Here is a 13,038-nt window from a genome sequence, read left to right as displayed (position 1 = left end):
TATTGATTATTATAATAATCAGAGAATTAAAATAAAATTAAAAGGATTAACTCCTGCAGAATACAGGAATCAATCCTTAAATTAAATATTAAATTTCATGTCCAAGAAAATGGGTTCACTACATTTAGGATATTCTTTTTTTTAGTTTCTTTATTTTGCAATTATATAGTATCTAAAGGGATATCGTTTTCAATTAAAGTTTCAAAAGTCTCTCTTTTTATAGATAGTTGTGATTTTGAATCTTTTACAAATACAACAGCAGGTCTTACAAGTTTATTATAATTATTAGACATAGAATAACCATAAGCTCCAGTTGTTGAAACTAAAATTAAATCGTTGTAATTGGTTTTAGCTAAATTACAATTTTTAATAATTAAGTCTCCAGATTCACAACATTTACCAGCAATGGTAGCTGTTTCAGTTAAAGGTTCATTTAACTTATTAGCAACAACTGCTTCATATTTAGCTTGATAAAGGGCAGGACGTATATTATCACTCATTCCACCATCTATAAAGACATATTTAAGTCCACTAAATGTTTCCTTTGTATATCCAACTGAGTATAAAGTGCTTCCAGCATTACCTATAATACTTCTTCCTGGCTCAATTGTAACCTTTTCTAAAACAACATTTTCTTTTATTGAAGTTTCTTCAATATGTTTAATCATTTCTTGCATAAAGTTTTTAATATTTATTTCAGTATCTTCTTTAGTATAGTAAACTCCAAATCCTCCACCTAAATTTATTTGAGGAATTTTAATGTTTAAAGTTTCAGATGCTTTTTTTAGAAATTTAATCATAACTTCAATTCCTTCAAGGAAAGCTTTAGTATCAAAAATCTGAGATCCAATATGACAATGAAAACCAAGTAAGTTTAAATTTTTATTATTAGAAATTTCTTTAATAACATCAAAAATTTTGTCATCAAAAATTGATTCTCCAAATTTAGAGGAATGTTTAGATGTTTTAATGTATTCATGAGTATGTGCATCTATTCCAATGTTTAATCTAAGCATAACATCCATAGTTTTATTTTCTTCTTCACAAATATTGCTAAGATTGTTAATTTCGTCAACGTTATCTAGTATAACACTTCCAATATTATAATCTACGCACATTTTAAGTTCTTCAATAGATTTATTGTTTCCATGCATATGAACTTTGTTCATTGGAAAATTACTAGCATGAATAGTATAAAGTTCACCAGCAGATACTGCGTCCATGCTTAAATCATACTTATTTAGTAGTTGGCAAATTCCCTTTGATAAAAAAGCTTTAGATGCATAAACAATTTCAGTTTCAAAAGAATTACTTTTAAAATTGTTTTTATAACTTAAAATATTGTCTTCAACTAGTTGTTGATCTATTATATATAGAGGGGTTTTATATTTCTGAGCTAATTTTTTAACAGAAACTCCTCCTATTTCAAGTATACCATTGTTATTGTTCATAGTACCAAAATATCTCATAAAATACCTCCATAAAAAATTGTTACAATATTATATATTAAAAAAAGGAAATAGTAAAGGAATAAAATTAGTCAGTTATTTTTTTCCCAATATAAAGAATTAAAGCATTTATAAAGAAGGCTGAAATAGATATGTAATTTCCAATATCTCCCCCATATTTTTTTCCAATTAATGCAATTATTCCTCCAGATAAAATAGCAATAATAACAACTTTTTCTTTCACTCTAAAACCAAATAATCCTATAAAAGTTGGTATTATAAATGCCCCAGAATAAATGGCCAAAGCTGACAAAAGAGTAGAAAGTATATACTTCATTTTAATAGCAACTAATAAAGAAAATAATCCGAAAATGACAATGAATATTCTTGTGAAAAAGATAGACTTTTTATTATGTAAATCTTTAGTGAACACCTGTGTAAAAAGTGATGCTGCTGTAAGTAAAGTTGTATCAGCAGAAGAAATTACAGCAGATAATAAAGAAAAATAAAGAGTAATAGATATTATATTTGGTAATTTATTTTTAGCTATTAATAGTAAAATTGAATTGTTAGCAATATTTACATTACTAAAAATCTCTTGTCCATATATTCCTATTCTAGTTAAAATATAAGCAAGGGGTAATAAAACAGCAACAGCAATAATTATAGATTTTTTCATAACTTTTTCATCCTTAGCACAAAAAAGTCTAGAATAAATATCAGGACCAACTACAAAGGTTGTAGAGTATGACAATACCATAACTAATATATCTGTAGGTGTAAATGTATTATTAATAAGAGGCAATGGGTTTATATTTATAGGTTGTGGAGCAATATAAATATAAGTTGCAACAATACCTAAAATAATAAATAATAGTTGAACAAAATCAGTTTTTATAATTGAAAGTTGTCCCCCAAGTATAGTATAAACAATAAAAACCACACCACTGATAATAACTCCACTAGTATAATTAAATGTAGTTAATATGGAAATAATTTTAGCAGCTCCCATAATTTGTGAGGCAACTATTCCTGTCCAAGCCACTGGAATAAGAAGAGAAGCAAGTTGCTTTACATTGTTTCCATAAAATTCTCCTAACATTTCTGGCAAATTAAATCCTTTAAAATCTTTAATATGATTTATTAGAGGATATAGCAGAGTCATACCAAAGGCTGCGCATAAAAGCAACCAAGAGCCAGCCCATCCCTTTAAATAAGCGAAATTAACACTTCCTATTATAGCTGAGCTTCCTAGTACAGAAGCAAGCAAACTTCCAGAAACTTGAAGTACTCCAGCTTTTTTTCCAGCAATAAAAAAATCTTTGTTATTTTTTATTTTTTTAAATGAATTAATTCCAATAAGAATAACAACAACAAAATAAATCATTAAAATAAACTCTTTCATTTTTTTCTCCTTTATAAATTAAAATCAACCAACATTTTACTTTTTATTTAGAAAAAAATCAAATTTAATTTTAAATTTTTTTTAATATTTTATTTGTTTTTTTTAATATTTAAAAAAAACAAATCGCTTACGCTTGGTATATTTTGAATTAAAACAGTACAAATTAACGGACAAAACACCGATATAGTATTATTTATTCAAAAAAATAAGTTGAAATTATATAAAAATATGCTATAATCATCTTGTAAGGAAAAAAATTTAACAACCCCATACTCCCTACTTAAATAGCTGTTATTGTCTCGCCCACAATATTAAAGCTACTTAATTTTTATGAAACAGAGGAGCATTTATAAATGCTCCTCTGTTTTATTATTATAAAATAATATCTTTTTCTTTAGAAAAATATTTATAAAATATAAAACTACAAAGTGGTAATAACCATAAATAAAAAGCAAAGGGAATAAATTTAATACTTCCTATTCCAAGCATTGTACAAGGAACATAACAGGCAATATTCCATGGTATAACTGGAGCTAAAACAATTGCAGTGTTTTCTAAATCTTTTGCAAATTCTATTCTAGGTATTTTTTTATTGTCATAAACTTCTTCCATTATTTGTTCTGTCATAATAACAGCTATAGTTTGATTAGCTCCAACCATTGAAGTTATAAGACTTATAAAAATAGAATGGGAAAATAAATTTGATCTAGTTTTAATGGTTTTTATTTTTGATTTAATAAATTGCATAATTTTTAATTGTTCAAACATTCCAACAAGGGAACAAGAAATTATAATCAAAAAGCCAGCATTGACCATTGAAATAATACCTCCACCTTTTATTATTTTTTCCAGTGGTGTTTTATCAAATTTATAGAATCCAAATAATATATAATTAATTATTTTTAGAAAGGATTCTTTTTGAATGAAAAAAGCAACAATAGAAGCAATAACAATACTTACTCCCATGGATATTTTTACATTTATTTTAAGAAAAGAGAAGACAATTATAGAAATAATTGGAATAAATATACTTAATGAATTTAAATTGTATGAGTTAAAGATTAAAGTTGATAGCTGACTTTCAGCTGTATCTAAAACATATTTTTGAGATAATAAAAAATATGCAAGGCATGTTATAAGAAATGGTATAATCATTGATTTTATCATATTTTTTAAATTATCATATATGTTAACTGAGGTTAAAGAGGCTATTAAATTACAACTAGAGGATAAAGGGGACCATCGATCTCCAAAATATATTCCTGAAAGAATTGTAGCTCCAACAATATTTGGATTTAAATTTCCACTTCTAGCAATGGCCATAAGAGCAACTCCTATTGTACTTGCAGCTCCAAAAGAACTTCCTAAAAAGAAAGAAACAAAACAACTTATTAAAAATGAAAATAATATAAAAATTTTAGGATTAATAAATTTTATCCCATAATAAACTATTCCTGGAATAGTCCCAGAAGCAATCCAACTAGATGTAAGAGCTCCAACAAAAATAAAGATCAATAGTACAACTTTAGATTTGTGGCTATATTCAAAAGAAATATTAATTATTTGATTTATTGAAGTTCTTTTAGTAAGAGCAAGTAAAACAAAGATTAAGTAAACAGATAGAACCACTATCCCAAGTGTAAATTTAAATTTTAACATATAGGTTAAAATTAATAAAATTATTCCAAAATAAGTTATCTTTTTCATATTACCTCCAAATAGATTTTAATTATATTAAGATTATATATTATTAAAGGTATTAAGTAAAATTCTTTTTATTTGAAAGTATTTTAAATGAAAATTAAATATAAAAGCCAAGGAATAGATTATTCATCTACTCCTTGGCTTTTATGAATTTATTGAAAATTATAGAAATTTAATTCCACTTTTTTTATAATGGTCAATCATTTCCTTTGGCCAAACAGATGCTTGAACTTCTCCAATATGAATTTTTTCTAAGAAGAATAAACAAATTCTAGATTGTCCAATTCCTCCACCTATTGTATAAGGTAATTCTTTGTTAAGAAGAGCTTTGTGGAAAGGTAATTCTCTTCTATCTTCAGCTCCAGCTATAGTAAGTTGTTTTGCTAGAGATTCTTCACTAACTCTAATACCCATAGAAGTTAATTCTAAGGCACATTGTAATGGTTCATACCATACAATTAAATCTCCATTTAAATCCCAATCGTCATAGTCAGGTGCTCTACCGTCATGTTTTTCTCCAGATTTTAAAATTTTACCAATTTGAGAAATGAAAACAGCTTTATATTTCTTAGCAATAGCATTTTCTCTTTCTTTAGGTGTTAAATCAGGATAAGCATCTTCTAATTCTTGAGAAGTGATAAAAAATATATCTTCAGGTAATTTTTCACTAAGAAGAGGATATTCTCTGTTAATATATTTTTCAGTTTTTTGAAGTGATCTAAAAATACGTTTAACTATTTTTTTCAAAAATTCTAAGTTTCTTTCTTCTTTTTTTATTATAAGTTCCCAATCCCATTGGTCAACATAAATAGAATGTAAAGGATCTAATTCGTCTTCATCTCTTCTAATAGCATTCATATCAGCATAAAGCCCAGCATGCATAGGGAATTCATATTTTTTTAATGCCATTCTTTTCCATTTTGCTAAAGAATGAACAACAGAGAATTCTCCAGGAATAGTTTTAATATCAAAACCTACAGGTCTTTCATATCCATTTAGGTTATCATTAAGTCCAGAAGTATCGCTAAGGAAAAGAGGCGCAGAAATTCTAGTTAAGTTTAATTCATAAGCTATAGAATTTTGGAAGAAATCTTTAACTTTTTTAATACTTACTTCAGTTTCAAATAAGCTTAGTTTGTTTTCATATCCACTTGGTATAATACATTTTTTCATAATAATCACTCCTTTAAAATTTAAATAAAAAAAACCATTTGAGTGTTGCCCCAAATGGTTAAAATTAACAAATTAATCAGGGCTCAAATCTCAATTTTAATAAGATAAAATGGATTTGCCCTCTAAATGCTATAAAACATTAAGTAAGTTCAAATCCCGACATATTGCCATTATTATTATTGTTATTTATAATTGCTGAAATAATATATTTCTTCATATGCCACCTCCGACTTTCTTAATATGTGTAAGAGTATATATTATTTTAACAAATAAGTCAAATAATATTTTTTAAATTTATATAATTATTCTTTCAATTCTGGAGTTAATAACAGTAAGTAACTCATATATATTAAGGGTTGTTTCTTGTTTGGCTAAGGTTAAATTAGGATAAAGAAAAATAGGATCTCCAACTTTAATTTTAGAATCAACTTCAATAAATGTATTATCCATAGTAACTAAAGAAATAGTATATTCTTTATTTCCAATTAAACAAGTTGTACCTTCATTTATTTTTAAGAACCCATCTCCATAACCTATTTTAATTTTTGCAATATACTCATAGCTTTCAATATCTAGATTTTTTTTAGAATTATATGCAAGATAAGAAGAATTCTCAACATTCTTTATTCCAGCAATTTTCCCCTTAAATTTAAATACCTGTCTTAAATTTTCTTCAAAGAATCCTTCCTCTTGTAGTCCATATATAAGCATTCCAATTCTCAAATGAGTTGTATATTTTAGATCCCCAAAATGAATGGTTCCAGCACTATTTTGTAAATGAATCATTTTAAATTTATCCTTACCAAGGGATAAAATAATTCTTTCAAAATCAGCTATAATTTTTTTACCTTTCTCATAATCACATGAAAAAAGATGAGAGTATATTCCTCTGAAAGTAAGAGCTTCCTTATCTAAGATTTTTTTTAATTGTTGAAATTCAGATAGTAATATTCCATTTCTACCAAATCCAAAATCAATTTTAATTGAAATTTGAAGGGGGGATATTCCATAATCAAGAGCTTCACAAAGTTCTGTAATAGTATTTACAGACATTATTAATTCAGAATTTTCTTTAATTATCTCAAGATTACTTTTTCCTATTGATTCAAATATAAGTATTGAAATTTTACCTTTAAAGGATGGGTTTTTCAATATAGAAATCCCTTCACTAAGACGTGCAACAGCAAATTCATCATAATGGTTTTCAAATAATATTTGAGTTATTAATTTAATACTATGTCCGTAAGCATTGGCTTTTACTACAGGAAGAATTTTTTGGTTATATTTTTTTTTAAGATGATTAATATTGTGTAAAAGATTTTCTTTTGAAATTATAAGTTGTACAGAATTTATAGCCATAAAGCCTCCTATGAAATTTAATTTAATGATATTATTGCTAAATTTAATTGAGTAATTGAAAAATCAATATCTTCATTTTTGCATTGTGCAAAACTAATTCTTATATAATTATCAAGAGTAGAAGAAAAAAGGATTCCTGGTAATATTCCAATTCCTTTAGATAAAAGTTTTAGATATACAGCTTTTGATGAAACATTTTCAGGAAGTTTTATCCAAAAAGATAATCCACCTTTAGGCTTATAAAAATTAATATTCTCTATTTTAAGTAGGGAATTATACATGAGAGTTTGTTTATATTTGAAAGAAATTCTAGCTTTTTCCATATGAATGTCCCAATAATTATTTTCCAACAAATATTGGAAAGCTCGTTGGTTTAAACCAGAATGCATAATTTTATATGTGAATTTTCTTAATATTTTAATGTTATCAGTAAGAGCAATACAGGCTAATTTAAGACCAGGCATAAAAATTTTAGAATAACTTTTAATATATATAACTCTATTTTTTGAATCCATTTTTTTTAAAGTTGAAGGTTTTTTCTTAGTGAAATAAATATCAGAAAGACTATCATCTTCAAGTATATGAAAATCAAAATTATTTGATAATTCTAATAATTTTAATTTTTTTTCTTTACTCATTGAAAAACCAGTTGGATTTTGGAAATTAGTCATAGTATAGAAAAGTTTAACTTTATTTTTTAATAATATATTTTGAAATTTTTCTAAGGAATAACCATCTTCAAGTATTGGTATAGAAATAATTTTACAACCAATTTTTTTGAAAGTATTAATAGCTCCTTTGTATGTGGGATACTCAACAACAACAACATCTCCAGGAGATAAAAAAGATTTAGAGAATAAATCAATTCCTTGTTGAGCACCTGAAACTAGATAGAGATTATCTATATTAACAGAAATATTGTCATCAGTTTTTAATTTTTCGCAAATAGTTTTTCTTAAAAAATAATATCCCTTTGGATCCTCATATAAAAATGCATTTTTTTGATCCCTATCAAGAATCACATTAATAGCTTTTTTTAAAATTCCTATAGGAAGTATAGTTTCATTTGGAGTAGCAGAGGAGAGATCTATTTTGAATTCAGGATTGAAATGTCCGTAATTAAATTTTTCAGATTCCATATGATCCTCAAGAAAAATATTTTGATACTGATTTTTATTAATATAAACTCCGCTGCCTTCTTTTTTTATAACAAAGCCATTTTTTTCTAATTCAGAATAAGCTTTGGAAATAGTTGAAGGACTTACATTGATCAACTTAGCTAATTTTCTAATTGGCATAAGTTTTCCAGTTAATTCTGAAGTTTCTATTTTTCCCTTCAAAAAATTATAAATTTGTAAGTAAATTATTTTATTTTTTTTTAACTGAATACATTTGTACATAATTATTTTCTCCTTATTGAAATCAGCTATAGTTAATTATAACAATGAAAAATAATTAATTCAATAAAAAAACCATTCTTTATAAAAGAATGGTTAAAATTTACTAAATGGTGCCTAGAAATAGATTCGAACTATCGACCGTACGGGTATGAACCGTATGCTCTAGCCAACTGAGCTATCTAGGCACGTTTTGGTGGAGATAAGCGGGATCGAACCGCTGACCTACGCAGTGCAAGTGCGTTGCTCTCCCAAACTGAGCTATATCCCCATAAGTGTATTAAATTGTAAGTATGGTGCCTAGAAATAGATTCGAACTATCGACCGTACGGGTATGAACCGTATGCTCTAGCCAACTGAGCTATCTAGGCACATCTTGGTGGAGATAAGCGGGATCGAACCGCTGACCTACGCAGTGCAAGTGCGTTGCTCTCCCAAACTGAGCTATATCCCCTCGAACAAGAAATATAATACCAAATAATGCAAAAATTGTCAATAAAAATTTTTGATTATCTGAAAACTAAATTTAGATTAAGAGAACAAAGCTTATATATCAAATATTTATTTAACTTCTTTTATTAATAAAATTTACAATATTTTTTATTTTATTTGTGGCAAAATTGATTTCTTCCATTGTATTTTTATATCCAAAGGAAAATCTAACAGTTCCAATTTCATAAGTTTTTAAAAATTTATGAGCAAGGGGAGCACAATGAAATCCACTTCTTGTACAAATATTATATTCTTCGCTAAGTATGGAAGCAAGTTCAGAACTAGGTATATTTTTGATATTTATACTTACTACAGGTCCTCTTTTAATATCAAGTTCTCCATAAATTATTATGTCATCAATATTTTTTAAATTTTCTATAAACAAATTAGTAAGTTGAATTTCATGTTCTTGAATGTTATTTAAACCTATTTTATTAATGTAATCAATTCCAGTTCCCAGTGAAATTATTCCAGGAGTATTTAAAGTTCCACATTCTAAAGCTTCAGGCATCACCAAAGGTTGTCTTTCTAATTTAGAGAAGCTACCTGTTCCGCCCTCTAAAATAGGATGAATAGTAATTGATTTATTAACATAAATTCCTCCAATACCTTGTATTCCAAATAGAGATTTATGCCCTGTAAAGCAGAGAATATCAATATTACTTTTAATAACATCAATATCTAAAAATCCAGCACTTTGTGAGGCGTCTACTATAAATAAAATATTATGCTTTTTACATATATTTCCAATAATATCAATATTAAAAATATATCCAGTAACATTTGAAATATGATTGATAACTATGGCTTTTGTATTTTCATTAATTTTATCTAAAATAGACTTTTCTAATTTTTCATCAGAAATTTCTGGAGTTATAAATGAAAGTGCTACATTTTTTTCTTGTTCTAAATAATGTAGAGGTCTAAGCACTGAATTATGCTCTAAAACAGATGTAATAATATGGCAGTTTTTAAAATTACATCCTTTAATAGCTATATTAAGACTTTCACTTGCATTTTTTGTAAATGCTATTTCAAGTGGATTTTTAATATTAAAAAATTTGGCTATTTTTTCTCTAACTGAAAAAATTTCTCGATTAATTTTAATAGCTTTATTATAGGCACTTCTACCAGGGTTCCCGTTTAAATTTTTTAAAACATTTGTAACTTTTTCTATCACTATATCTGGTTTTGGATTAGAAGTTGCAGAATTATCAAAATAATATTCTTTAAGCATAGTATTTTCTCCTTAAAATTTATTTATATTATCTTAAGATTTTATCACAAAAGTTTAACTTCTTCAAAAATATAATTGAATTTCTTTGATAAGTATGATATAACTAAAAGGCTGTATGATATTTTATTAAATAATTTTGGAGGAATAAAAAATGACAAAGAAAGAATTAGCAAACGTACTTTTTGAAAGAGGAACATTTAATTCAAAAGCTGAAGCTGAAAGAAAATTAGAAGCAGTATTAAATATAATGGAAGAAACATTAGTATCTGGAGAAAATATTAACTTTATAGGATGGGGAAAATTAGAGGTTGTTGAAAGAGCTCCTAGAATTGGAAGAAACCCTAAAACTGGAGAAGAAGTTCAAATAGAAGCTAGAAAAAGTGTTAAATTTAAAGCAGGAAAAACTTTATTAGGAAAATTAAACTAGTTTAATTTCCAAATTATTTAAGAGGACGAATAGTCCTCTTTTTTATTTTCTTAAATTTATACATAAAAAAATCTTGCTTATTTTAAAATTATGGGCTATATACAATAGTGTGGATATTTATAAATAAGTTTTTACAGGGGGTTATTTTTATGAAGAATTATACTACAGATAAAATAAGAAATGTAAGTTTTTTAGGGCATAGAGGCTCTGGGAAGACATCTTTAGTTGAATCGTTATTATTAAGAGCTAATGTAATAAGTAATTTAGGAAATATTGATAAAGGAAACACAGTTTCAGATTATGATGATGAAGAAAAATCTAGAAAATTTTCAATAAATACATCAGTAGTATCTCTAGATTATGATGGACATATTTATAATATTTTAGACACTCCTGGATACTTTGATTTTTCAGGGGAGGTTTTATCTGCTTTGACAGTTGCAGCTGGAGCTGTAATTGTATTAGATGCCAGTGAGGGCATAGAAGTAGGAACTGAAAAAGCTTGGAGATTGCTAGAAGAAAGAAAAATTCCAAGAATAATATTTATTAATAAAATGGATAAGGGAGCAATAAATTATAAAAAAATATTAATAGATTTAAAAAGTAAGTTTGGGAAAAAAATAGCACCATTTTCTATTCCATTGGGAGAAGGTGAAGATTTCAAAGGGTTTATAAATGTAATTGAAGATAAATGTAGAATAAATGTAGGAAATCATTGTGAAGATCAGCCTTTAGTTGACCACGAAGATTTTCATAGTATAAAAAATTTACTTTTAGAAGCAGTAGCTGAGACCAGTGAAGAAGCTATGGAGAAATATTTTAATAATGAGGAATTTACTGTTGAAGAAATTCATGAGGGCCTAAGAAAAGGTGTAATAGATGGGGATTTAGTACCAGTTCTAGTTGGATCAGCTACTAATATGACAGGGATACACACTTTATTTCAAATGATATTTGATTATATGCCTACACCAGCAGAAGCAAAGGACGGATTAATCCATGGAATAAATCCAGAGACTAAAGAGGAAATAATTAGGAGTGCAAAGCAAGATGAACCTTTTTCAGCCTTTGTATTTAAAACTATAGTGGATCCTTTTATTGGAAAAATCTCATTATTTAAAGTTAATACAGGAACTGCAACAAAGGATATGGAAGTATTGAATTCTACTCAAAATAAGAAAGAAAAATTAAATAATCTTTATTTTGTAAGAGGAATAAAACAAAGGGATACTGATAAAGTTGTTGCAGGGGACATAGCAGCAACAACAAAACTTCAAGATGTAAAAACTGGGGATACCCTATGTGATAAAAATAATCCCATAATTTATGAGAACATAAAATTTCCAAAGCCTTGTTTATATATGAATGTAATACCTGTTAAGAAATCAGACGATGAAAAACTAAGTATAAGTTTACAAAAGTTAATAGAAGAAGATCCTACTTTGGGAGTTATAAGAAATGTAGAAACAAAGGAACTTTTATTAGGTGGACAGGGAAAAAAACATTTGGAAGTTGTTTTAAGTAAGCTATATAATAAATTTCAAGTTCAAGCTGAATTAACTGTTCCTAAAATAGCCTATAGAGAAACAATTAGAAAAGAAACATCTGTTCAAGGAAAACATAAAAAGCAATCTGGTGGAGCTGGACAATATGGTGAGGTATATATAAAATTTGAGCCTCTTGATACTGGAGAATACGAATTTGTAGATAAAATAAAAGGAGGAGTAGTTCCTAAACAATATCTACCTGCAGTTGAAAAAGGATTACACGAAGCATCTAAAAGAGGACCTTTAGCTGGATATCCAGTAATAAATTATAAGGCAACAATATATGATGGTTCTTATCATTCTGTGGATTCAAATGAACTTTCCTTTAAACAAGCTTCTATAGTAGCCTTTAGAAAGGCTATGGAAAGCGCATCACCTGTATTGTTAGAACCTATTGTAAAGATGAAAATAGTCATACCAGAGGAGTATACAGGGGATATAATGGGAGATATGAATAAAAGAAGAGGAAAAATATTAGGTATAGTTCCCCTTACATATGGAGAACAAAAAATATCTGTTGAAGTACCTCATAGGGAGGTTTTAGGATATGCAATAGATCTTAAATCAATGTCTAGAGGAAAGGGTAGTTTTGAATTTGATTTTCTAAAGTATGAAAAAATGCCAGAAAATGTAGCTGAAAAAGTAATAGAAGAGGCACAACAATCTTAGAAAAACAAAAAGCTGATTTTAATAATCAGCTTTTTTTATCCAATTTAATATATAATGGGTCTATAATATTTGGTGTTGGTATTTGTAAAAATACTAATGCCTTTATTTTTTGCAAAAAAAAATTGAGACAAATAAAAAAATCCGTTACAATTAAGTTGCGACACCAAAAGAAAGGATGTG

The 13,038-nt window shown here is 26.9% G+C and carries 10 protein-coding genes and 4 tRNA genes; 3 read left to right on the top strand and 11 right to left on the bottom strand.

Annotated elements, in window-relative coordinates; all coding sequences use genetic code 11:
- Position 1: 1 nt before the first annotated feature.
- Complete coding sequence (locus GIL12_RS09205; RefSeq protein WP_370456718.1) at positions 2 to 85, top strand: IS3 family transposase; 84 nt, start codon at positions 2 to 4, stop codon at positions 83 to 85.
- A gap of 76 nt (positions 86 to 161) precedes the next feature.
- On the opposite strand, the gene lysA is transcribed toward GIL12_RS09205, so the two are convergent.
- The 11 genes from lysA to GIL12_RS09150 all read right to left on the bottom strand — a co-directional run bounded on the left by lysA (position 162) and on the right by GIL12_RS09150 (position 10,215).
- Positions 162 to 1,469, bottom strand: a complete 1,308-nt coding sequence (lysA, locus tag GIL12_RS09200; RefSeq protein ID WP_163470185.1) for a diaminopimelate decarboxylase — start codon at positions 1,467 to 1,469, stop codon at positions 162 to 164.
- Positions 1,470 to 1,536: 67 nt separating this feature from the next.
- On the bottom strand, positions 1,537 to 2,853 hold the full coding sequence (locus GIL12_RS09195; protein WP_163470184.1) for a sodium:solute symporter: 1,317 nt from the start codon (positions 2,851 to 2,853) through the stop codon (positions 1,537 to 1,539).
- Between the two features lie 372 nt (positions 2,854 to 3,225).
- Entirely contained in the window at positions 3,226 to 4,560 is a 1,335-nt protein-coding gene (locus tag GIL12_RS09190) for a Na+/H+ antiporter NhaC family protein (protein WP_163470183.1), read from the bottom strand.
- A gap of 159 nt (positions 4,561 to 4,719) precedes the next feature.
- Positions 4,720 to 5,730: an aspartate--ammonia ligase gene (gene asnA / locus GIL12_RS09185; protein ID WP_163470182.1), complete on the bottom strand. Its 1,011-nt coding sequence runs from the start codon at positions 5,728 to 5,730 to the stop codon at positions 4,720 to 4,722.
- A gap of 294 nt (positions 5,731 to 6,024) precedes the next feature.
- Positions 6,025 to 7,089 carry an alanine racemase gene (locus GIL12_RS09180; protein ID WP_163470181.1) on the bottom strand — a complete coding sequence of 355 codons (1,065 nt, stop codon included), beginning with the start codon at positions 7,087 to 7,089 and terminating at the stop codon, positions 6,025 to 6,027.
- Positions 7,090 to 7,106: 17 nt separating this feature from the next.
- Positions 7,107 to 8,489 (bottom strand): PLP-dependent aminotransferase family protein, encoded by a 1,383-nt coding sequence (locus tag GIL12_RS09175; RefSeq protein WP_163470180.1) that lies wholly within the window; start codon positions 8,487 to 8,489, stop codon positions 7,107 to 7,109.
- A 108-nt stretch (positions 8,490 to 8,597) separates the two neighbouring features.
- Positions 8,598 to 8,674, bottom strand: a tRNA-Met gene (locus GIL12_RS09170).
- A gap of 6 nt (positions 8,675 to 8,680) precedes the next feature.
- Positions 8,681 to 8,757 (bottom strand) — tRNA-Ala (locus tag GIL12_RS09165).
- Between the two features lie 23 nt (positions 8,758 to 8,780).
- Positions 8,781 to 8,857: transfer RNA gene (locus GIL12_RS09160), tRNA-Met, on the bottom strand.
- A gap of 6 nt (positions 8,858 to 8,863) precedes the next feature.
- A tRNA-Ala gene (locus GIL12_RS09155) sits at positions 8,864 to 8,940 on the bottom strand.
- 111 nt (positions 8,941 to 9,051) lie between these two features.
- The gene (locus GIL12_RS09150) at positions 9,052 to 10,215 is read right to left on the bottom strand and encodes an aminotransferase class V-fold PLP-dependent enzyme (RefSeq protein WP_163470179.1); all 1,164 of its coding nucleotides are present in this window, start codon (positions 10,213 to 10,215) and stop codon (positions 9,052 to 9,054) included.
- 151 nt (positions 10,216 to 10,366) lie between these two features.
- Here GIL12_RS09150 and GIL12_RS09145 point away from each other — a divergent pair, with 151 nt between their 5' ends.
- Together GIL12_RS09145 and fusA are read left to right on the top strand one after the other, a co-directional pair.
- Positions 10,367 to 10,642 (top strand): HU family DNA-binding protein, encoded by a 276-nt coding sequence (locus tag GIL12_RS09145; protein ID WP_163470178.1) that lies wholly within the window; start codon positions 10,367 to 10,369, stop codon positions 10,640 to 10,642.
- Positions 10,643 to 10,791: 149 nt separating this feature from the next.
- On the top strand, positions 10,792 to 12,858 hold the full coding sequence (fusA, locus tag GIL12_RS09140) for an elongation factor G (RefSeq protein WP_163470177.1): 2,067 nt from the start codon (positions 10,792 to 10,794) through the stop codon (positions 12,856 to 12,858).
- Positions 12,859 to 13,038: the final 180 nt, after the last annotated feature.

This window comes from Fusobacterium sp. IOR10 (genome assembly GCF_010367435.1).
Lineage (GTDB): Bacteria > Fusobacteriota > Fusobacteriia > Fusobacteriales > Fusobacteriaceae > Fusobacterium_B.
The sequence above is the reverse complement of the archived record's forward strand: the minus strand, read 5'-3'. Positions and strand labels throughout refer to the sequence as shown.